The sequence below is a fragment of the Gaetbulibacter sp. PBL-D1 genome, assembly GCF_050509525.1.
In the GTDB taxonomy this organism is placed as follows: domain Bacteria; phylum Bacteroidota; class Bacteroidia; order Flavobacteriales; family Flavobacteriaceae; genus Gaetbulibacter_B; species Gaetbulibacter_B jejuensis.
The window spans coordinates 170,343-190,806 of sequence record NZ_JBNWKB010000007.1 but is presented as its reverse complement, the minus strand read 5'-3'; the positions used below and the strand labels follow the sequence as shown (position 1 = coordinate 190,806).

Below are 20,464 nucleotides of genomic sequence, written 5' to 3'. Positions count from 1 at the left end.
GGGTCTTCAACAGGTGTGTTTAAAATATTTGCGGTATAGCCATGGTTGTAATGTGCCCAATCGGTCACTGAGCGTAAAGCTGCACCACTTTTAAAAGTATCAGGATATTTAAACATAGCCATAAGCGTTATAAAACCACCATAAGAGCCACCATAAATTCCTAGTTTATCTGGTGAAACACCATGTTCTTCAACCAGGTATTTTGCACCATCAATTTGGTCGTTAAGGTCTTTTCCTCCCATGTGACGGTAAATAGCTGTTCTCCAATCTCTACCATAACCTTTACTTGCTCTAAAATCTATAGCTAAAACAGTGTATCCATTATCGGTTAAAATATTATGGAACATGTATTCTCTATAATAAGACGACCACCAATTATGAACGTTTTGTAAGTATCCTGCACCATGAACAAAAATTACTGCTGCACCATTGTTTTTGTCAGGACTAGGCTTGTAAAGTGTTGCTGGTACTTGTGCGCCATCTCTTGCAGTAAAGTTTATAATTTCGGCTTCAGTCCAGTTATAGGATTTAAAAGCATCGGTTGTAGACTCAGTAAGTTGTGTCATTTTTGCACCAGCTTTGTTATCCATAACATACAATTCCCAAGGTTTATTGGTGTACGAATATCTTACAGCCAGTTTACGTTCGTCTGGTGAAATAGAAACTTCATGACCACCTTTTTGAGATGTGATTTGTACCATTTTTCCTCCTTTTACTGGTAGGTGATAAAAATGGGTTTGGTGCGCACTTTCTTTATTGCTAATGATGTAAAAGGTTTTTTTGTCTTTAGAAAGTGTTACTTGCTGAATTTCAAAATTACCTTCGGTAAGTGCTTTTATTTTTCCTGAGTTTACATTGGCAGTGTACAAGTGTGCATATCCTGTTTTTTCTGATTTAAACCAAATAGTAGTATTGTCAATCCACTCAACAACACCATTGGCAAACCAACCTATTTCTGGTCCACCAATCCAAGCATCGTCATGTTGATGATCGATAAGTTTTAAGTTTCCGTTGCTAAGGTCTACTAACATAATCCAACGGTCTTTATAATCTTGCGAAGTAATGTTTACTACAGCTTTTCCATCTTGTGAAAACACAGGAGAATCTACATAAACAGGTCTTTGGTTTTCGTATTCAGGATTGTAATCTTCAGTAGTTTCGGCATAGTCTTTTAAAAATGCAGGTTTGTTTTTAATGCCTTCAATAGTTTCGGTTTTTAGTTGGTGTGTTTCACCTGTTTTTAAGTTTAAAACCCAAGCTTCGGTAGTGTATTGAGGTCCGCCAACTTTAGCGCGAGCGTTAAGATCTGTAGTGTAACCACTATCAGTAACATAATCAGGTACTATAGTGTTTTTATCGTTTGCAGGACTGTAAAGCCTGTAAATAGCGTAATCTAAATTTGGAGAAAGGTCAATATCAAAAAGGCTTTTATCACCTATGTAAACTGCTTCAGGACGATTAAACTGTATTTGTTCTCTACGGTAACTGCTAGCATCACTTTCGTTTTTACGTTTTTGCAGAATGTCAAAATGTGCCAATTGGTCATTGTAAAGCCATTGGTCTTGCGCGTTGCGTTTACTTTCAGGACGCTCATTTCCGCTTTTAAAATTAGTAAGTTGGGTAATGCTTCCATCTTCAATTGTCCATTGAAAAAGGTTATTGTCTTGTTGGTAAACAATATGTTTTTGGTCTCCCGAAAACATTGGGTTAGATTCTCTATTTATAGTATTGGTAATTTGTCGTTTACTAAAATTTGACATGTTAAGTAAAAAGAGGTCTCCTCCTTTTTCATAAACGCTCCATTTACCGTCTTTTGAGAGCGCTCCAGCATTACTGCGTTGTTTTTCGTCTTCAAAAGAAAGTGCTTCTATTTTTTGGGTGTTGATATTTACTTTATAGTTAGAACGAATGGTGTCGTTATTAGGATTCCAACTGAAATAAATGTCTTTGCTATCGTCTGACCAACTAATATTTGTTGGTAAATAACCTACAAAGTCTTCGCCTTGCATAATTTGGTCAATAGTAAGAGGAGAATTGTTGTTGGTTTGTGCTGTAGAAAAGGAAGAAACAAATAGAATAATTAGGGCAGAGAAAACGTGTTTCATTGTATTTTTTTAAAGTAATGCGTTAATTTTGCGTCTAATTTAAAGGTTTTCTGTAGAAGCAAGAAATAAGATGAAAAAAGATATTGAAATCCCAGAGGTGGAAGGTGTTTATATAGCAGTAGTAAACGAGTTTAATGATGTTTACAAAACCCAAGACTGGAATGCATATATTATTAATGATAAAGACCAAGACCTAGATGTGGTTTTAATTGTTACTAATGGATATTCTGACCAAAAAATAACATCTACATTTAGAAAAAAGATAGATAAGCTACCTGCAAAAAGCTATGCTAAAATTGAATTGTTACAAGAGGAACTTTTTGCGCTTAACAATCAGTTTAAAGTTACTTTTTTTGAAGGTAATACTATGTTTGAAAAAACCTATGTGTTTAGAAAAAACACTATTAATGAACGTGCCTTACAAGCTATTCCGTTAATGAAAGTAAAAGGGGTTTTAAAAAAATAAGCCTCGTTTTAAACAAGGCTTATTTTAAAAGGTAATTATGCAGCTTTAATATGCTGATTAATGGTGTTTACCCAAGTATTGGAAAATTGAATTTCTCCATCTAGCATAAAACCATCTTCATTATCAAAAACGGTTAGTTTTTGATGTTCTTTATTAGAGAGATTAAAACAAATATCAATAGTACTTATTGATTGTGTTTTGCTTTTTTCTTCATTAATATAACAATAGTTAGCTTGTTTTAAGTCTACAATTGTTGTTTCGTTGTTTTTAACAAATAATACCTTTCGGTTTGTTTTATCAATACCAATGGTATTTGTATTTAAAGTTTCAAATTCATCAATTTGAATGTTGTGTTCTAACGCAATAGTTTTAAATGTTGCTATTGTTTGCTTTTGCTTCTTTTTTCTAGAAAAGTATATAAACGCATAAGGCATACAACATAATAGAGCTATTGCAACTCCTATTATAGTGCTGTTTGTATTCATTGTTATTTTAAAATAAGTGTGTAATAAATTACTGCTGCTTAGCTTTAAAAGCTGGCAGTGTTTAAATTTTTAAATGCAGTAAAATGTGTTTACCAATGCGTATGGAAAGGGAAAATAATATCAATAGCTCTAAAGGGAACTATGGTTTTATTATAGTGTTTAAACTGAACAGTACTTGTTAAGGCATGGTGTAAACTAAACACCTTGTTTTGAATATATGTAGAGTTTTTAAACCCTAAAGGTGAAGGTCCAGTTCTTGAGTCTGAAAGAAAAACAACATTGGTTTCAATGCTGCTTGCTAAAAGTGCAGGTTTTGAAGGTGAAGTAACTGTTTCTTTTTCAGCTTTAGAAAAAAGCAATACCGAATCGGTTATAGTTTTTTCAGGGACAGCAGTCGATGAAAAACTATAACTAAATAAGGAGCAAGCTAATAAAAGAAAAGATACTAACTTTTTCATGGCACAAATGTAACTTAAAGAATTGAGGTGTAAAGATTAAATACGTTAATATTAATCTAATTTTTCGGTCAATTTTTTAAATACTTTTTTAGGGTTTTTACCTTCATATAGTATTTCGTAAACTGAGTTTACAATAGGTAAACGTGTTTTCTTTTTATTTTTTTCGTTCAATAAATGTGCACTTTTTGTGGCATAGTAACCTTCGGCAACCATGTTCATTTCCATTTGAGCCGATTTTACAGTGTAGCCTTTACCAATCATGTTACCAAACATTCGGTTTCTAGAAAATGTAGAATATCCTGTAACCAACAATCTCCTAAATATGCAGAGTTATTGATGTTGCGTTTCATTTTGTGCATTTTTTTAATAAAACGCTTCATTTCTCTTATGGCATTACTCATCAATACACTTTGGAAATTATCACCATAACCTAAACCATGTGCTATACCAGCAGCAATAGCGTAAATGTTTTTAAGCATTACAGCATATTCGGTACCAATAACGTCGTCACTAATTTTGGTTTGTATGTAATCGCTAGAAAGTTTATCAGCAATATCCTGTGCTTTTTTACTATCAGCACAAGAAATGGTTAGGTACGATAATCGTTCTAAAGCGACTTCTTCTGCATGACAAGGACCAGCAATTACAGCAATGTTTTCAAAAGGAATATGGTAAATATCATGAAAATGTTCACCTACCAATAAACCAGATTCAGGAATAATACCTTTTACAGCCGAAACAATGGTTTTTTTAGTAATATCTACAGTGAGTTTTTCTAATTCAGAATGCATAAAAGCCGAAGGCACTACAAAAATAAGTACATCAGCATAATTAGCCATTTCATTAATGTCGTTGCTTAGCTTTAATTGGTTTATATCAAACTCAACCGAACTTAAATAACTTGGGTTGTGTTCTTCTTTAAGCAAATGCTCTTTTATGTAAACACTACGCATGTACCATCCAACTTCATCAAGGTTTTCGCATAACATTTTTACAATAGCAGTGGCCCAACTTCCTGAACCAAAAACAGCATATTTTAAAGGGTTGTTCATATAATTATTTTCAAATTCTATATTCAAAAATACACAAAATATAAGTCTTTAAGGTTAACATTGTATAAAGCACAACTAATTTTTGGCACGCGTTTTGAAACCTTAAAATTATTAACCCTAAAATTGTTGGATTATGAAGACTATAAAATTATTCTTAACACTTGCTTTTACAGCAACTTTATTGACGTCTTGTTACAGAGAAGAAGTTATTGTTGATAACTATAATAACACACCAACAATTTCATTACATCAATTATTGAGCTCGTATGAATTGTGGTATGTAGATATTAACCAAACTATAGGTTATGGCGAAACACCATTTTTACAAATAGCATTTACAGTTTCGTTTAGAAATGGAGTAATGTATGCTAACAACAACCTAGTTGGTTTTGGTAACCAAGGTAACGGTTTTGGAATTCCAGTAGCAGATTATGATGCTTATAATATGATATTGGATGTGTACCACGATATTGATGGTTACGAAACTTTTGATGTATACCAAATAGATAATAATACCATTGAGCTTTACAATCCGTTTAATGATACCTCATATTTTTTACATGGTTACCAACGTAGCACGTTTGATTATGACTATGTGTTTTATGACAATATCCACTATTTTCTTCAAGAGTATGAAGCTTGGGAAAAGACCTATACAAGTCAACAAGGAATGCTAAATGAGTTTGATAATGAAAATTATCTTCAGTTTTTAGCTGGTGGAAATGATTCAGAGTTTAGAAGTTCTCAAGACGTAAATGTCTCAAACCCAAACAATATTTATTGGGATTATACAGGTGTTTATGGAGTAGGAGACATCTCAAATAACATGTATCTAAAAACATTAACATTAGATTATGATTATTTTGACAATGAATACTTTGAATTAAGCGTTTTAAATGATGCAACTATAGAACTGTACCATCCATCTTCTGGAACAATTTATGAATTTACAGGTAATGGATACATACAATTTATGAGAGAAGCAAATGCAGAAGGAAGAATGGTTAAACAAACCAATGAAGCGAAAAAACGTAAGCAAAAAACAGAGAAAAAAGAGAACCCAAGAGAAAATACAAGGAGCTAAATTTTGGTTGGTTATTTAGTTTCCATAGCGCTCAACTAGATAGTTCTAGTTGAGCGTTTTCTTTTGGATTTTTATGTGACTTTAAGGTGATATTGTGTGTCATATATATGAAGATTTGTTTACATTTTAATTACTAACATTAATTGGATTTAAAACATATTTTTTTAAACTTTACAAGAAACAATAACTATTAACACTTAAACATTATAATTATGGGTTTATTTTCATTCATTAAAAATGCTGGAGCAAAAGTTTTTGGCATAGGAAAAACAGATGCAGAAGAAGCTGCTGAAGCGGCAGAGGCAGCAGCTGAGGCAAAACTAAAAGCAGAAACTGCAGCAGCAGGCAAGCTAGAAGAAACAATTTCTGATTTGCAATTAAAAGTAGAGAATTTAAAAGTACATATTAACGACGATTTAGCTACTATTTCAGGTATGGCTTATGATCAAGCAACAAAAGAAAAAGTAGTATTAGTTGTAGGTAATACCGAAGGTATTGCTACTGTTGATGACCAAATGACTGTTGAGCATGTAGAGCCAGAAGCTCAGTTTCATACAGTTGTAAGTGGAGACACTTTAGGTAAAATTGCTAAAAAATTCTATGGAAATGCTATGAAGTATCCTGTGATTTTTGAAGCTAATAAACCAATGCTTAAAGATCCTGATTTAATTTACCCAGGACAAGTATTGCGTATTCCGCATTTAGACTAAGCATAATACTCATGCATAAAAAAAGCCAACGCAATTACGTTGGCTTTTTTTATACAGTATATTAAAGTATTATTTCAAAAGCGTTGTTAGTGCTTCAACGTCATAAGGCTTTGCTGTAATGGTTTTGTTTTTATCCAAGACAAAATACGAAGGTGTTGACCCAACACCATAGGCATTAGAAATTGGGTTGTCCCATTTTCCTAAACCAAGCACATGGATAAAATCAGGATAATTAGCAATTTGTTTTTGCCAGTTCGTATTCTCATCTTCTAAACCAACAGCAATGACTTTGTAATCAGGTTTTGAAGCCATTAATTGTTTTAACTTAGGAAGTTCTTCCAAGCAATGGCCGCAAGTGCTACTCCAAAAAACAACAATGTAATGCTCTGCACTATTTAAATCATGTAATGAAGTGGTTGTAGTTATTCCATTTTTAGAAATAGCGATATCGAAATTATGTGCTTTTTTCCCTATTGAATTGTTTTTATAAACACTAATATATTCAGCGAGTTGGTCATTGTGAGTTGCTTTTGCCAAATCAAAAAGGTACTTGTCAGTAATTGCATTGGCAACATCGTCATTTTGTAAGGTTGAAAAACGATGCCAAATCAGTTCTAATAACGATACTTTTACAGTAGCATCAACACCATTCATATACGACATTAAAGTGTCAATATCTTTTAAATGAGTTTCGTTGCTAGTACTTGCCGACATACCAAAAACATACGCCAAAACTCTATCAGTTAAAAAATCTGAACTTTGCAACAACACACTTTTAAAATCTACATGTTTTAAATAAGATGCTTTAAGGTTTGCAGAGTAAGTAGAGATGTCTTCATACTCTGTTGGTACGTAAGGCCTATTAGCAACAATAAATACATTTGCCATTGTCCCTTTTGAGGCATCTTCAAAAGCAGTTTGAGTATCTTTTAAGGTTTTAAAAATATCTTTAAACGCTTTTTTGTCGGTACTTTCTTGAGTGTAAAAATTGCTAATTGTCATGTTTACCAATTCCATACTTTTGGTATAGGACGACCACAATTTATTTTCGTTTGAAGCTGTAAACTCTAAGCCTTTGTCATCACTATAGGTAAATGAAATATCTTCTTTTCCGTTGTAGATAAAGTCAAAATTATTTTCTTCAGGAGGTAAAGCATACACTATTTTATAGATTCCAGGACCAGTAGTAGAATCAAAAGAAATGCTGAAATCACCTTTTTCATCAAGTTCAGCTCTATCTATATAGTTTGAGCCTGTTGGTGTAGAATGGTATAAAAATGCATAAGTATAATCTGTTACTGGTTGAAAGTTTCCTTCAATTTTATGTTGTGAAACCATTAAAAAAGGACATAAAACTGCAAGTATAAATAGTTTTTTCATGTGTTTTTAGTTTTCAAAATAAGTACCAATTATCAAGCCAAAATAGGCTTTAAAGCAGCTAAAGCTTGATGAACTGATTTTATATTATCAAATGTAAGCAATAATCGTAAACCATTTCTGGTTTGCTTTTCTTTCATCTTACAGGCTTTTGGGTGTGTTTGTACAAATTGCAACACTTTGGTAAATCCACTACTTTGATAAAAACCACTTTGTTGATCGTTAATAAAATAACCTACTAGTTTACCGTGTTTCATCACCACTTTTTCTAAACCAATTTTTGTCGCAATCCATTTTATACGAACACTGTTTATTAAGTCGATAACTTGGGTTGGTAACTCACCAAAACGGTCTATAATTTCTGATTCAAATTTATCTAACTCAGCTTCGGTTTTAATATCGTTTAACTTGGTGTACAGGTTTAAACGTTCGGCAATGTTATTGACATAATCATCAGGGAACAAGAGTTCAAAATCACTATCAATAGTAATGTCTTTTACGTAGTCTCGTTCTTTACCATCGTCTTTGTATAAATCTTTAAACTCGTTTTCTTTTAATTCATCAATAGCTTCATTTAATATTTTTTGATAGGTATCAAAACCTATATCATTTATAAAGCCACTTTGTTCGCCTCCTAATAAATCTCCAGCGCCTCTAATTTCGAGGTCTTTCATGGCAATATTAAATCCACTCCCTAATTCGGTAAACTGCTCTAAGGCAGTAATACGTTTTCTAGCGTCATTAGTCATAGCCGAATATTCTGGAGTAATAAAATAGCAAAATGCTTTTTTGTTGCTTCTTCCTACACGACCACGCATTTGGTGTAAATCACTCAACCCAAAGTTATTGGCATTGTTTATAAAAATGGTGTTGGCGTTTGGTACATCTAATCCACTTTCAACAATGGTTGTACTTACAAGAACATCAAAATCGCCATTCATAAACCCTAACATAAGTTGCTCTAGTTTTTTACCATCCATTTGTCCATGACCAATACCAATTTTAGCATCAGGTACTAAACGCTGAATCATACCAGCCACTTCTTTAATGTTTTCAATACGATTATGAATGAAGAAAATTTGACCACCACGTTGTATTTCATAAGTTATAGCATCTCTTATGGTTTCTTCGTTAAACCTGATTACGTGACTTTCAATAGGATATCTGTTTGGTGGAGGAGTTGTAATAACCGATAAATCCCTTGCAGCCATTAAACTAAACTGAAGTGTTCTAGGTATAGGTGTTGCTGTGAGTGTAAGCACATCAACATTGTCTTTAATGGTTTTTAATTTTTCTTTTACTGCAACACCAAATTTTTGTTCTTCATCAACAATAAGCAATCCTAAATCCTTAAAGCTTACATTTTTATTAACCAATTGATGTGTGCCAATAATGATATCTACACCTCCTTTTGATAGGTTTTCTAAGGTTTCACGCTTTTCTTTTGCAGTTCTAAAACGGTTGAGGTAATCAACAGTTACAGGAAAATCTTTTAAACGCTCTTTAAACGTTCTATAATGCTGATAAGCCAAAATAGTTGTAGGCACTAAAACCGCTACTTGCTTACCGTTGTCTACGGCTTTAAAAGCAGCTCTTATGGCAACTTCGGTTTTACCAAAACCTACATCACCACAAACCAATCTGTCCATTGGACGCTCGCTTTCCATATCTGCTTTTATATCAGCAGTTGCAGTACTTTGGTCTGGTGTATCTTCATAAATAAAAGATGCTTCTAGCTCGTGTTGCATATAGCTATCAGGATTGTATTGATAGCCTTTTTCTAGCTTTCGCTTAGCATACAGGTTTATAAGGTTAAAAGCAATTTCTTTGACTTTAGACTTGGTCTTTTGTTTAAGGGTTTTCCATGCTTTGCTTCCTAGTTTGTAAACCTTTGGAGGTTTCCCGTCTTTACCATTAAACTTGGTAATTTTATGCAATGAGTGAATGCTTAAATACAGTACATCACGCTCGCCATAAATAAGTTTGATGGCTTCTTGTTTTTTTCCTTCGACATCAATTTTTTGTAACCCTCCAAATTTCCCAATACCATGATCAATATGGGTTACATAGTCGCCAATGTCTAAATTGGTAAGTTCTTTTAAGGTAATAGCTTGCTTTTTAGCATAACCATTTTTAAGATGAAACTTATGATAGCGTTCAAAAATTTGATGGTCTGTATAACAGGTTATTTTAGCATCATGGTCAACAAAACCTTGAAATAAAGACAACACAATGGTTTGATAGTGTACTTCTTGTTCTATACTTCGACTGCGCTCAGCACTAGCATCTTCAAAAATATCATGAAAACGTTTGGCTTGCTGTTCACTTACGCATGCAATATAGTTGGTGTAACCTTTATTATGATTTGAGTTTAAATCATCAATTAACAGATTAAATTGCTTATTGAATGATGGCTGAGGTGACGTGTTAAACGTAATAGCACTATTACTTTCAGACGCATTACTAAAGAAAGCTTCTGAGCCAAATTCTACTAAAGTAAACTCTAATAATTGTTTTTTAAGCAATGCCGAATTGCAAAACAGCTCATCAGGTTCAGCATGTTTAATGTCTTTTGAAAGGTTTTGGAAAGCGTCTTCGGCTTTACTAAAAAAGTCATCAATTCTTGAAAATAGAAGGTTAGTGTTTTTAGCAAACACTACTGTTTTTTGAGCAATGTATTTAAAAAAACTTTGTCTAGTTTCTTCTAAAAATTTATTGGCAACATTGGGTATAATGTTGATTTTTTTAACCTGTTCGGTTGAGAGTTGAGTTTCCACATCAAAGGTTCTAATGCTGTCCACCTCATCACCAAAAAACTCAATACGATAAGGCTCGTCGTGCGAAAATGAAAACACATCTACAATTCCACCACGTACCGAAAATTCTCCAGGTTCGGTTACAAAATCAACACGTTTAAATTTATATTCAAAAAGAACTTCGTTTACAAAGTCGATAGACAAGTTATCATTAACCTTAATTTTTAAGGTGTTTTTTTCTAGCTCTCTTCGGGTAACTACTTTTTCAAATAAAGCATCAGGATAGGTCACAATAACTGCAGGCTTTTTTTGCGAATTAATGCGGTTTAAAACCTCTGCACGTAAAAGCACGTTAGCATTATCGGTTTCTTCAATTTGATAAGGTCTTCTATAGCTTCCTGGATAAAACAAAACGTCTTTATCATTGAGCATCAATTCTAAATCGTTAAGGTAAAAGGCAGCTTCTTCCTTATCATTAAAAACCAATAAAAAAGGTTTGTCAGCTTGTTTAAAAACTTCTGTAATTACAAAAGATAAAGAGGAACCAATAAGTCCTTTAAGGTGTGTTTTACTTTGGGATTGGGCAATAGCAGTCTGCAGATTTTGCGTTTGCAAAGTCTGTGCATAGGTTTGCGAGAGGATGGATTTACTCAAGACAATGTATTTTGTGGTGCAAATATAAAATTTTGTGACTTAGTTTATGTTTAAAAACTATTAATAAATAGTATATTTACTCTAAGTGTATTTTATTTAAAATTAAGGAAGAAGTCAACCTTTTTATTAGTCTTTTATGATTAAAAAAAGAAAAATAATATGTAGGTTTGCACGACTTTAAAAAACAAGAATATATGTCAATTTCAGATTTATTTGATAGTGGTTTTAGAAAACGTAATGAAGACCATTTTGCAGCCATAGTAAGAGTTGCAATGAGTGACGGAATTATCACTGATGGAGAACGTGCTTTTTTAGATAGATTAGCTAGAAATTTAGATATTAGTGATAGCGATTATAAGCAAATATTAAAAGACTATAAAACGCATCCTATTAACCCTCCAACATCTTACGATAGACGTTTAGAGCGTTTGTACGATTTGGCACGTATGGTATGGGTTGACCATATAGAGTCTGATGATCAGGTTATTATACTTGAAAAACTTTGTGTTGGTCTTGGGTTTAGAGCAGACAACGCTAAGTATGTTACTGATAAAGCGTTAAGCTTAGTGCATGAAGGTGTTGATATTGATACTTTTATGGATGAAATTAAAACAATGAATAGATAATATTCAGTAGTTATAAAAAAAGAAAAGCGAACAATTTTGTTCGCTTTTTTTATGTTTAATTTTCAGCATTCCTCATAAACTCTTCGGCTTTTTCAACCATGTTTTTGCTACCACATATAAATGGTACACGCTGGTGGAGTTCAGTTGGTTCAATGTCCATAATTCTATTAAAACCATCACTTGCTTTCCCGTTAGCTTGTTCAGCTAAAAAAGCCATTGGGTTACATTCATAGAGCAAGCGTAGTTTTCCATTGGAGTTCATAGAACTTTTAGGATACATGTAAATACCGCCTTTAATCATGTTTCTATGAAAATCAGAAACTAAAGAACCAATATATCTACTAGTGTAAGGTCTGTCGCCTTCTTCCATTTGGCAGTATTTGATGTAGTTTTTAATCCCTTGCGGAAAGTGAATGTAATTTCCTTCGTTTACAGAGTAAATTCTACCATCAAGTGGAAATTGCATGTTTGGATGTGACAAATAAAATGTACCAATTGCTGGGTTTAAAGTAAAGCCATTAACGCCATCACCTGTAGTGTAAACCAACATGGTTGAGGTACCATAAACCACATATCCAGCTGCAACTTGCTGACTTCCTTTTTGAAGAAAATCGTCCATGGTTACAGGAGTTCCAACAGGAGTAATGCGTCTGTAAACCGAAAAAATAGTACCCACAGAAACATTAACATCAATATTTGAAGAACCATCAAGAGGGTCGATTAAAACCACATACTTGTTTTGGTTGTTTTCATCCTGACTGTTTATAGACACATAGTCATCTTCCTCTTCACTGGCAATACCACAAACAATATTTCTGTTGGTTAAGGTTTGGATAAATTTTTCATTGGCATATACATCTAGTTTTTGTTGATCTTCACCTTGAATATTTGTTTCGCCAGCAGCTCCAATAATATCAACCAAACCAGCCTTGTTTACTTCATGATTTACAACTTTAGCAGCTAATCTTATGGAGTTAATTAATCTTGAAAGTTCTCCTGAAGAGTATTTAAATGAAGCTTGGTTTTCAATAATAAATTCTCCTAAAGTTTGATTTTTTCGAGACATGAAGTGTGTGTTGATTGTTTGTACAAATATCTTATTTTTTACGATAACTACAACGTTTTCGTGGAAGTTTATATAATATAATCCTTAAGTTTAGGTTATCTTTGAGTATCAAAAATTAGGTTATGGAATTTACTATTCGATCTGCAAATAAAACTGATATGCCTCAAGTACTTGAGCTCATAAACGAATTAGCGGTTTATGAAAAAGAACCTGATGCTGTTGAAATAACGGTTAACGATCTTGAAAATTACGGCTTTGGCAACCAACCTGCATTTCATTGTTTTGTAGCTGAAGCAGAAAAAAATATTGCTGGTATAGCATTGGTGTACACTCGATTTTCAACATGGAAAGGTAAAGTTTTGCATCTTGAAGATTTAATAGTAAAGCAAGATAAAAGAGGTTATGGTTTGGGAGGAGCGTTGCTGGATGAAGTAGTTAAATATGGTCAAAAGTTAAATGTAAAACGTGTGAGTTGGGAAGTACTAGATTGGAATGAACCTGCAATTGATTTTTATGAAAAAAAAGGAGCTAATGTAATGAGAGATTGGGACGTAGTACATCTAGATGAACAAGCCATTAAAAATTATATTTCAAAATTATAGCATGCAGGTATTTAAGTTTGGAGGAGCATCAGTAAAAGATGCTGAAGGTGTTAAAAACCTAGTAAAAGTATTGCAAAATGTAGGTTATAAAAATACGCTGGTAGTTATATCAGCAATGGGAAAAACCACTAATGCTTTAGAAGTAGTTATTGGCAATTACTTTAATAATCCTAGTGAGTTACAAAGTTCTATTCAAGATGTTCGAAAATTTCACAATGCTATACTTTTAGATTTGTTTGATAATGAACAACATGTTGTTTTTAAAAAAGTAGCAAACCTATTTGATGAATTATCATTGTTTTTTGACAGAAATAAATCTCCAGATTACAATTTTGTGTACGACCAAACTATAGGTTATGGTGAGTTGGTTTCTACCACAATTGTTAGTGAATACTTAAATGCTTCAGGGATTAAAAACACTTGGTTAGATGTTCGTGACTACATAAAAACCGATAACTATTACAGAAGAGCTAATGTTGATTGGGAAGCGACTCAAACCAATATTACAAAACAGTTTCAAAACAATGTCTTAAACATTACACAAGGATTTTTAGGTAGTGATGCCAACAATTTTACGACAACTTTAGGTCGAGAAGGTAGCGATTACACAGCAGCGATTTTTGCCTATTGTTTAAATGCTGAAAGTGTTACCATCTGGAAAGACGTATCAGGAGTTTTAAATGCTGACCCTCGTTATTTTGAAAATGCACAGCTACTCAATACCATTTCCTATAAAGAAGCTATTGAGCTAGCGTTTTATGGAGCTTCAGTAATTCATCCAAAAACCTTACAACCATTACAGCGAAAGGAAATTCCTTTACATGTAAAGTCGTTTTTAAATCCAAATAACAACGGAACCACAGTATGCAAAACCAGTGGTATTGAGCCTAATATTCCGTGTTTTATTGTTAAAAAAGGACAAGTGCTCATTTCGTTATCGTCATTAGATTTTTCTTATATCGTAGAAGAAAATATCAGTGATATATTCAATTTATTGCATCAATACAAAATGAAAGTAGATGTCATACAAAACTCTGCCATTAGTTTTTCGGTATGTGTAGATGATGGCTATCGCAACCTAGAAACCTTATTGCAGCATTTAAAAGCAAAATTTAAAGTTAATTGTACCGAAAACGTATCTTTATACACCATTAGGCATTATAATGAGGTTGCAATTAACCAATTAGAGCAAGATAAAGAGGTGTTATTAAAGCAATTAACACAAGAAACCGTTCAAATAGTTACTAAATAAACATTTTATTACATTTGTAAGTATGACCAAGCAACCAAAATCTGGATTAGTAACAGCCAAAGAAGTCGCTAAAGCCATACAAATGGATAAGTATGGATTTATAGGAACATTTGTAGGTTGGTTGCTAATGAAGACCTTAAAGATATCTACACTCAATAAAATTTACAATCGTAATAAGCACCTTGAAAAACTTGAGTTTTTAGACGGTATTTTAGAAGAGTTTCAAATTAAATTTGAAATTCCTGAAGAAGACTTAAAACGATTGCCTAAAGATGGAGCTTATATAACGGTTTCAAACCATCCACTTGGTGGTATTGATGGTATTTTGTTGCTCAAATTAATGCTAGAACAACGCGAGGATTTTAAAATTATAGCCAATTTTTTATTACACAGAATTGAGCCTTTAAAACCTTACATTATGCCTGTAAATCCGTTTGAGGATAGAAAAGATGCCAAGTCTAGCATTACAGGATTTAAAAATGCTATTATGCATTTAAAAGATGGACATCCACTTGGTGTATTTCCTGCTGGAGAAGTATCTACTTACAGAGACGGAAAGTTAGTTGTAGATAGGCCTTGGGAAGAAGCAGCAATGAAGCTGATTCAAAAAGCTGAAGTGCCAATTGTACCTATATATTTTCACGCAAAAAACAGTCAGTTGTTTTACAAACTGTCTAAAATAAGCGACACCTTTAGAACTGCTAAGTTACCTTCTGAATTGTTAACCCAAAAGCGAAGAACAATTAAAGTAAGGATTGGTCGTCCTATAACATTAAGCGATCAAAAAGAGCATAAAACACTCGAAGAGTTTTCTGAATTTATACGAAGAAAAACCTATATGCTTTCTAATTCCTTTGATGAAAAAGGAAATTTATTAAGCAACATATCTTCAACGTTAAAAGTGCCAAAACCACCAAAACGTATTGTAACTCCTATTGCTTCGGACGTAATGATAAAAGAGGTGGAAACCTTACGAGATAACGATTTAAGATTGCTACAAAGTAAAAATTACGAAGTGTTTTTAGCTCAAGCAAAAGATATCCCAAATATACTTAGAGAGATAGGTCGTTTGCGAGAAATTACTTTTAGGGAAGTAGGAGAAGGTACTAATGAAGCTATTGACTTAGATACTTTTGACACTTATTACCACCACATGTTCTTATGGGACGATGAGGCAAAAGTCATTGCTGGAGCGTATCGTATGGGATTAGGCTCTAAAATTTATGAAAGCTATGGTATAGACGGATTTTACCTTCAAGATTTATTTAGATTTGAACCCGAACTTTATAAAATGATGAGCGAATCTATTGAAATGGGAAGAGCGTTCATTATTAAAGAATATCAACAAAAGCCAATGCCTCTGTTTTTACTTTGGAAAGGTATTGTACACACTACGTTAAGGCATCCTGAGCATAAGTATTTAATAGGAGGTGTTAGTATTAGTAATCAGTTTTCAAACTTCTCAAAGTCGTTAATGATTGAGTTTATGAAATCGCATTATTACGATCCATATTTAGCGCAATACGTTCACCCTAAAAAAGAGTTTAAGGTAAAACTTAAAGATGCTGATAAGGATTTTGTGTTTGATGAAACCGAAGCCGACTTAAATAAATTTGATAAAATTATTGACGAGGTTGAACCAGGAGCTCTTAGGCTACCAGTACTACTTAAAAAGTATATTAAACAAAATGCAAGGTTAATTGCTTTTAATGTGGATCCATTGTTTAATAACTCGGTTGATGGCTTGATGTACATAAAAATTGCCGATTTACCTGAAAGTACAGTAAAACCTGTAATGGAAGAATTTCAGGCTGAATTAGAGCGTAAACTCACTGAAAACAATGGCGAAGCTTAAACACATTGTCTTAACAGGACTTTTGTTTTTAAGCTATTTTGCTGTTTGTTCCCAAACCATAAGCGGACTTGTTTTAGACCAAGCTACAAACCAACCTATAGAAAGTGCTGCTATATATTTTGACAACACTACAATTGGCACTTCTACTAATGATAAAGGTGAATTTAGTATTGAGTATCAAGAAGGAATTACCTCGCCTTTAGTTATTTCTTTTTTAGGTTATAAGAGAATGATTATAACCAATTATCAAGTTGGTAAGTTTTACAAAGTGTTGCTTCAAGAAGATATTGATGCTTTAGATGAGGTTGTGATTACTACAGATGATGGAATGCCAAAAGAACTAAAACTACAACAGTTTAGACAGCAATTTTTAGGGTTTTCTGATAATGCCAAATCGTGCACAATACTTAATGAAGAAGACCTTATTTTAAGATATAATAAGAAAACTCAAACCTTAAGCGCAAGTTCTAAAAAACCTATTTTAATTAAGAATGAAAAATTACAATATTTGGTGTCTTTTGAAATTAAGGATTTTGATATAAGTTATCATATCAACATTAAGCGAGACCGTTTTTTCATCAATTCAGTAATTTATACTGGTACATCTTTTTATAAAGAGTTGGAAGAATCCAATTCTAAAAAAACTACTAAATCTAGGAATAAAGCTTATAAAGGTTCAGTGCTTCACTTTATGAGAGCACTTTCTAAAAAACAACTTGAAGAAGAAGGTTATCAAATTTTTAGTGGTGGATTTAAAGTCAACCCTTATCGATACATCAATGTAAAACAAATAGATAGTAGCAAAGCTGTAGGAGTTAAACTATTGAATAAACTAAGCATTTTGTATGATAATGAACAGTCTGCAATGGAGTCGAGGGTTGACGAGTTTATTATAGACCAATATGGTAATCACTCTCCAATACACCAAGTACTTTTTGGAGGTCATATGGGTAACCAACGTATTGGAGACTCTTTACCTTTTGATTTTATGTTATCTGAATAATTTAACGCAATAATTTGCTCACAAAAGACATTTATCGTAATATTGCAATGAATAAATAAAACGATGGGTTTAACAAAGTCAGAAATATTTACAGATAAGCAGAACCAAATAGCACAATTAGCTAAGGCTTTTGGGCATCCTGCTCGTGTAGCTATTTTAGAATACCTATTTAAAACCAATAGCTGTGTTTGTGGTGACTTGGTAAACGAAATAGGTTTAGCACAACCTACCATATCTCAACATTTAAAAGAACTAAAACAATTAGGTTTAATTAAAGGCACAATTGAAGGCACAAGTGTGTGTTACTGTATTGATACTAATAATTGGAGCCAAATGAAGCAATTACTTGCAGAGTTCTTAGATCAAGATATGGATGATGCATCTAATTGCTGCTAAAAAAATTTATCTTAATTAATCGCAATATCGCAATAAAACAATATTAAAATGAAACTTTCAGAATTAAAAACAAATTTAAAACCATTACAGCAGATTGCATTTCAACTGCCAAATGGTAGTTTAGTACCAAGTCATTTTCATGTGACTGAAGTAGGGCAAATTGATAAAAAATTTATCGATTGTGGAGGCACATTACGTAACGAGAGCGTTATAAGTTTACAGCTTTGGAGTGCAAATGATTATAATCACAGGCTGCATCCAGAAAAGTTAATCCATATTATAGAACTTTCTGAAGCTAAACTAGGCTTGGAAAATTTAGACATTGAAGTAGAATACCAAGGAGAGTCTATTCAAAAATATGGGTTAGAGTTTGATGGTACTCACTTTTTATTAACCACAAAACAGACTGATTGTTTAGCAAAAGACAATTGTGGAATTCCTGTAAAAAAACCAAAACTAAAACTAGCCGATTTAAGTAACGAACCATGTTGCTCACCAGATGGTAATTGCTGTTAATACAATAATAACTTTACCTGTTGTACATTTTGAGAATTTTTTCAGCAAAACTGTCAGTTCGAGTGAAATTCTAAAAGAATTTTGTATCGAGAACAAGTTTTTAGAAGCTTAAATTCTATTCTCGATACGATTTTCACTTTGTTTCAAAAAATCACTCGAATTGACAAATTTATTCTCAAAATGCACAATGATTTAACGTTTTAAAATTTAGTTATGTTTGAAAAACTAACCTCAGTAATTGAAAGTTTAACTACAAATTCAATTTCAGAAGACCGAAAAGAGACACTGCAGCCACTTGTAGGGTTTATTCAAAGTAAAATTGATAATGGACAACCTGTTAATATTAATTTTATTTGTACCCATAATTCCCGAAGAAGTCATTTAGCACAAATTTGGTCACAAGCTATAGCACAACATTTCGGTTTTCATACAGTAACATGCTATTCAGGAGGAACAGAAGTTACTGCATTGTTTCCTATGGTTGTAAACGTATTAGAGCAATCAGGTTTTGAAATTCAAAAACTGTCTGAAGCATATAATCCTGTATATGCCATTAAATATGCTGAAAATGCGCAACCTATCATTGGCTTTTCTAAGCGTATGGATAATACTTTTAACCCAACTTCGGGTTTTGCTGCAATAATGACTTGCTCGCAAGCCGATGAAGGTTGTCCTTTTGTACCAGGAGCTGAGAAACGTATTCCTATTACTTTTGAAGATCCTAAAGCTTTTGATGGTACTCCAGAACAAGAAGCAAAATATAAAGAGCGTAGCTTGCAAATAGCAGCAGAGCTATTTTATGTGTTTTCTAATGTAAATCAATAATTATGAGTGCAAAAAAATCACTTAGCTTTTTAGACAAAAACTTAACCCTTTGGATTTTCTTAGCTATGGCATTAGGTGTTGCTTTAGGATACTTTGTGCCAACAATTCCTGAGCGTATAAATACTATGAGTAGTGGAGCTACTAACATTCCCATAGCTATTGGGTTGATTGTAATGATGTATCCTCCATTAGCAAAAGTTAACTATGCACTGTTACCAAAGGTGTTTAAAAATGTGAAGATTCTATCCATTTCTTTGGTGCTCAATTGGATTATTGGTCCTGTGTTAATGTTTGCCTTAGCCATTATCTTTTTACAAGACTATCCTGAATATATGGTTGGGTTAATACTAATTGGGTTAGCACGTTGTATTGCTATGGTTTTAGTTTGGAATGACCTTGCAGAAGGTAGTAGCGAGTATGGAGCAGGATTAGTAGCCTTAAACAGCATTTTTCAGGTGTTTGCCTATAGTTTTTATGCTTGGATATTTATAACTGTATTACCACCATATTTTGGATTTGAAGGAGCTATTGTAGACATATCCATAGCTACAATTGCTGAAAGTGTAGCAATTTATCTTGGTTTACCTTTTGTTTTAGGAATTTTAAGCCGATTGATTTTAGTAAAGCTCAAAGGAGAAGATTGGTATAACAATACATTTATCCCTAAAGTTTCACCATTAACTTTAATCGCATTATTATTTACAATTATAGTCATGTTTTCTTTAAAAGGAGAACTGATTGTTGAAATTCCAATGGATGTTGTTATTATAGCTATTCCGTTGCTATTGTATTTTACCATAATGTTCATTATTGGCTTTTTTGTAACAAAAGCTATGGGAGCAGATTATAATAAAACCACAGCTGTGGCTTTTACAGCAGCAGGTAATAATTTTGAATTAGCAATTGCTGTTGCTATTGCAGTGTTTGGGCTAAACTCTGGTCAAGCATTTGCAGGTGTTATAGGTCCATTAGTTGAAGTTCCTGCATTAATACTATTAGTTAAAGTAGCCTTTTGGCTCAGAAAAAAATATTTTTTAGCATAAAAAAAGAGGCTGCCTAAAAAAGTGTCATTCAGAGTAAAACAAAAAACCTCAAATTTTATAATGTATTGATTTTATAATTATGAGATTTTTCACTTTAGTTCAAAATGACAAAATAAATTCTTTTTTTGACGAC

The 20,464-nt window shown here is 32.8% G+C and carries 18 protein-coding genes and 1 pseudogene; 12 read left to right on the top strand and 7 right to left on the bottom strand.

Annotated features, from left to right (window positions below; translation table 11 throughout):
- Nucleotides 1–2,105 (bottom strand): alpha/beta fold hydrolase (locus ACQ0RB_RS08045; RefSeq protein ID WP_430497691.1); only part of this gene is annotated, 2,105 nt, incomplete at its 3' end.
- 70 nt (nucleotides 2,106–2,175) lie between these two features.
- Between ACQ0RB_RS08045 and ACQ0RB_RS08040 the strand changes: the two genes are divergently transcribed.
- Nucleotides 2,176–2,571 carry a hypothetical protein gene (locus tag ACQ0RB_RS08040; protein WP_129760847.1) on the top strand — a complete coding sequence of 132 codons (396 nt, stop codon included), beginning with the start codon at nucleotides 2,176–2,178 and terminating at the stop codon, nucleotides 2,569–2,571.
- Nucleotides 2,572–2,606: 35 nt separating this feature from the next.
- Here ACQ0RB_RS08040 and ACQ0RB_RS08035 read toward each other — a convergent pair whose 3' ends face one another.
- The 3 genes and pseudogenes from ACQ0RB_RS08035 to ACQ0RB_RS08025 all read right to left on the bottom strand — a co-directional run bounded on the left by ACQ0RB_RS08035 (nucleotide 2,607) and on the right by ACQ0RB_RS08025 (nucleotide 4,566).
- On the bottom strand, nucleotides 2,607–3,056 hold the full coding sequence (locus ACQ0RB_RS08035; protein ID WP_131508693.1) for a hypothetical protein: 450 nt from the start codon (nucleotides 3,054–3,056) through the stop codon (nucleotides 2,607–2,609).
- 89 nt (nucleotides 3,057–3,145) lie between these two features.
- Nucleotides 3,146–3,514, bottom strand: a complete 369-nt coding sequence (locus tag ACQ0RB_RS08030; RefSeq protein ID WP_430497689.1) for a hypothetical protein — start codon at nucleotides 3,512–3,514, stop codon at nucleotides 3,146–3,148.
- 51 nt (nucleotides 3,515–3,565) lie between these two features.
- A pseudogene (locus tag ACQ0RB_RS08025) lies at nucleotides 3,566–4,566 on the bottom strand (NAD(P)H-dependent glycerol-3-phosphate dehydrogenase).
- 133 nt (nucleotides 4,567–4,699) lie between these two features.
- Between ACQ0RB_RS08025 and ACQ0RB_RS08020 the strand changes: the two are divergent.
- Together ACQ0RB_RS08020 and lysM are read left to right on the top strand one after the other, a co-directional pair.
- Nucleotides 4,700–5,650 (top strand): nicotinic acid mononucleotide adenyltransferase, encoded by a 951-nt coding sequence (locus tag ACQ0RB_RS08020; protein WP_430497687.1) that lies wholly within the window; start codon nucleotides 4,700–4,702, stop codon nucleotides 5,648–5,650.
- Between the two features lie 212 nt (nucleotides 5,651–5,862).
- Nucleotides 5,863–6,360: a peptidoglycan-binding protein LysM gene (gene lysM / locus ACQ0RB_RS08015; RefSeq protein WP_129760852.1), complete on the top strand. Its 498-nt coding sequence runs from the start codon at nucleotides 5,863–5,865 to the stop codon at nucleotides 6,358–6,360.
- A gap of 69 nt (nucleotides 6,361–6,429) precedes the next feature.
- On the opposite strand, the gene ACQ0RB_RS08010 is transcribed toward lysM, so the two are convergent.
- A complete protein-coding gene (locus tag ACQ0RB_RS08010) occupies nucleotides 6,430–7,740 on the bottom strand; it encodes a TlpA family protein disulfide reductase (RefSeq protein ID WP_430497685.1) in 1,311 nt (436 codons plus the stop codon).
- 32 nt (nucleotides 7,741–7,772) lie between these two features.
- Nucleotides 7,773–11,147 (bottom strand): transcription-repair coupling factor, encoded by a 3,375-nt coding sequence (gene mfd / locus ACQ0RB_RS08005; RefSeq protein WP_430497683.1) that lies wholly within the window; start codon nucleotides 11,145–11,147, stop codon nucleotides 7,773–7,775.
- Nucleotides 11,148–11,341: 194 nt separating this feature from the next.
- Between mfd and ACQ0RB_RS08000 the strand changes: the two genes are divergently transcribed.
- Nucleotides 11,342–11,773 (top strand): TerB family tellurite resistance protein, encoded by a 432-nt coding sequence (locus tag ACQ0RB_RS08000; RefSeq protein ID WP_430497681.1) that lies wholly within the window; start codon nucleotides 11,342–11,344, stop codon nucleotides 11,771–11,773.
- A 55-nt stretch (nucleotides 11,774–11,828) separates the two neighbouring features.
- Here ACQ0RB_RS08000 and fbp read toward each other — a convergent pair whose 3' ends face one another.
- The gene (gene fbp / locus ACQ0RB_RS07995) at nucleotides 11,829–12,839 is read right to left on the bottom strand and encodes a class 1 fructose-bisphosphatase (protein WP_430497679.1); all 1,011 of its coding nucleotides are present in this window, start codon (nucleotides 12,837–12,839) and stop codon (nucleotides 11,829–11,831) included.
- A 122-nt stretch (nucleotides 12,840–12,961) separates the two neighbouring features.
- Between fbp and ACQ0RB_RS07990 the strand changes: the two genes are divergently transcribed.
- The 8 genes from ACQ0RB_RS07990 (at nucleotide 12,962) to arsB (ending at nucleotide 20,331) form a co-directional block, all read left to right on the top strand.
- Entirely contained in the window at nucleotides 12,962–13,441 is a 480-nt protein-coding gene (locus tag ACQ0RB_RS07990; RefSeq protein WP_131508705.1) for a GNAT family N-acetyltransferase, read from the top strand.
- Between the two features lies 1 nt (nucleotide 13,442).
- Nucleotides 13,443–14,693 (top strand): aspartate kinase, encoded by a 1,251-nt coding sequence (locus tag ACQ0RB_RS07985; protein WP_430497677.1) that lies wholly within the window; start codon nucleotides 13,443–13,445, stop codon nucleotides 14,691–14,693.
- Between the two features lie 22 nt (nucleotides 14,694–14,715).
- Nucleotides 14,716–16,548 carry a GNAT family N-acyltransferase gene (locus tag ACQ0RB_RS07980; protein ID WP_129760859.1) on the top strand — a complete coding sequence of 611 codons (1,833 nt, stop codon included), beginning with the start codon at nucleotides 14,716–14,718 and terminating at the stop codon, nucleotides 16,546–16,548.
- A complete protein-coding gene (locus ACQ0RB_RS07975; RefSeq protein ID WP_430497675.1) occupies nucleotides 16,535–17,551 on the top strand; it encodes a carboxypeptidase-like regulatory domain-containing protein in 1,017 nt (338 codons plus the stop codon). Before ACQ0RB_RS07980 ends, ACQ0RB_RS07975 begins: the two co-directional genes overlap by 14 nt.
- A 63-nt stretch (nucleotides 17,552–17,614) precedes the next feature.
- A complete protein-coding gene (locus tag ACQ0RB_RS07970) occupies nucleotides 17,615–17,947 on the top strand; it encodes an ArsR/SmtB family transcription factor (RefSeq protein WP_129760861.1) in 333 nt (110 codons plus the stop codon).
- 48 nt (nucleotides 17,948–17,995) lie between these two features.
- Nucleotides 17,996–18,463: a DUF6428 family protein gene (locus ACQ0RB_RS07965; protein WP_430497673.1), complete on the top strand. Its 468-nt coding sequence runs from the start codon at nucleotides 17,996–17,998 to the stop codon at nucleotides 18,461–18,463.
- A gap of 213 nt (nucleotides 18,464–18,676) precedes the next feature.
- Nucleotides 18,677–19,288 carry a protein-tyrosine-phosphatase gene (locus tag ACQ0RB_RS07960; RefSeq protein WP_430497672.1) on the top strand — a complete coding sequence of 204 codons (612 nt, stop codon included), beginning with the start codon at nucleotides 18,677–18,679 and terminating at the stop codon, nucleotides 19,286–19,288.
- Nucleotides 19,289–19,290: 2 nt separating this feature from the next.
- Complete coding sequence (arsB, locus tag ACQ0RB_RS07955) at nucleotides 19,291–20,331, top strand: ACR3 family arsenite efflux transporter (RefSeq protein WP_430497670.1); 1,041 nt, start codon at nucleotides 19,291–19,293, stop codon at nucleotides 20,329–20,331.
- Nucleotides 20,332–20,464 lie beyond the last annotated feature (133 nt).

Coding starts and splice junctions, on each gene's coding strand:
- ACQ0RB_RS08040 (WP_129760847.1), top strand. CDS start 2,176: ATGAAAAAAGATATTGAAATCCCAGAGGTGGAAGGTGTTTATATAGCA.
- ACQ0RB_RS08035 (WP_131508693.1), bottom strand. CDS start 3,056: ATGAATACAAACAGCACTATAATAGGAGTTGCAATAGCTCTATTATGT.
- ACQ0RB_RS08030 (WP_430497689.1), bottom strand. CDS start 3,514: ATGAAAAAGTTAGTATCTTTTCTTTTATTAGCTTGCTCCTTATTTAGT.
- ACQ0RB_RS08020 (WP_430497687.1), top strand. CDS start 4,700: ATGAAGACTATAAAATTATTCTTAACACTTGCTTTTACAGCAACTTTA.
- lysM (WP_129760852.1), top strand. CDS start 5,863: ATGGGTTTATTTTCATTCATTAAAAATGCTGGAGCAAAAGTTTTTGGC.
- ACQ0RB_RS08010 (WP_430497685.1), bottom strand. CDS start 7,740: ATGAAAAAACTATTTATACTTGCAGTTTTATGTCCTTTTTTAATGGTT.
- ACQ0RB_RS08000 (WP_430497681.1), top strand. CDS start 11,342: ATGTCAATTTCAGATTTATTTGATAGTGGTTTTAGAAAACGTAATGAA.
- fbp (WP_430497679.1), bottom strand. CDS start 12,839: ATGTCTCGAAAAAATCAAACTTTAGGAGAATTTATTATTGAAAACCAA.
- ACQ0RB_RS07990 (WP_131508705.1), top strand. CDS start 12,962: ATGGAATTTACTATTCGATCTGCAAATAAAACTGATATGCCTCAAGTA.
- ACQ0RB_RS07985 (WP_430497677.1), top strand. CDS start 13,443: ATGCAGGTATTTAAGTTTGGAGGAGCATCAGTAAAAGATGCTGAAGGT.
- ACQ0RB_RS07980 (WP_129760859.1), top strand. CDS start 14,716: ATGACCAAGCAACCAAAATCTGGATTAGTAACAGCCAAAGAAGTCGCT.
- ACQ0RB_RS07975 (WP_430497675.1), top strand. CDS start 16,535: ATGGCGAAGCTTAAACACATTGTCTTAACAGGACTTTTGTTTTTAAGC.
- ACQ0RB_RS07970 (WP_129760861.1), top strand. CDS start 17,615: ATGGGTTTAACAAAGTCAGAAATATTTACAGATAAGCAGAACCAAATA.
- ACQ0RB_RS07965 (WP_430497673.1), top strand. CDS start 17,996: ATGAAACTTTCAGAATTAAAAACAAATTTAAAACCATTACAGCAGATT.
- ACQ0RB_RS07960 (WP_430497672.1), top strand. CDS start 18,677: ATGTTTGAAAAACTAACCTCAGTAATTGAAAGTTTAACTACAAATTCA.
- arsB (WP_430497670.1), top strand. CDS start 19,291: ATGAGTGCAAAAAAATCACTTAGCTTTTTAGACAAAAACTTAACCCTT.